Here is a 709-nt window from a genome sequence, read left to right on the forward strand (position 1 = left end):
CCTCGCAGTCTAGACATACATACTACTGTAGGCGCACCCGGATATTGCTTGTTGCTCACTCTAGAATTTGTACATGTAATACTTTTTCGTCATTTAGTAGGAATGTGGAGGTTGATTTCCGTTCCCTTCTCATTCAGTTCAACCGAGATATCTCCGCCTATCTGTGTGGTGATCATCCGAACCATCCACAGTCCAAGGCCCTGCCCATGATCAAGGTCGGTTTCGTTCCCAGTCTCGAGGGCATGAGCCTCGATTTCTGGGAGACCGGGTCCGTCGTCGCAGACACGGAGTTCAACCCACTCGTTTTCAGCCGGGGTGACCTCAACATTAATCGTAGCGTCAGTATCAGCCTTAGCTGCGTTCTCCACAAGTTCTCGGACAGCGTCAAGCAGTATCGCCGGCACTTGTGTTGACGCGTCAACTGATATGTCAGTTGAAATAGTCGCGGTGGGGTACTGTTCGTTGATTGGAGCCACAGCGTCCTCAATTAGTGACCCGGGATTAACACCAGCTACTTTGTTTGATTGTCGAGATGCTTGGCGTATCTGTTTTACACGATCAGTCATTGACTCCCACTTGTCAAATATCCGTTCGAGCGTTGCGAGGTGTTCGGCACGCGTGCTCGGCTCTGGCTCCTCACTCATTTGCTGTGCCCAGCCACGAAGTTTTGATAGGTCATTTCGCATGTTGTGCCGCATCACCCGGTGGC

General features: G+C 51.2%; 1 protein-coding gene. It reads right to left on the bottom strand.

The window, feature by feature from the left end:
* Positions 1-89 precede the first annotated feature (89 nt).
* Positions 90-709 (bottom strand): sensor histidine kinase KdpD (locus tag EXE45_RS16850; RefSeq protein WP_137695011.1); only part of this gene is annotated, 620 nt, incomplete at its 5' end.

This window comes from Halorubrum sp. SP9, from assembly GCF_005435015.1.
Lineage (GTDB): Archaea > Halobacteriota > Halobacteria > Halobacteriales > Haloferacaceae > Halorubrum > Halorubrum sodomense.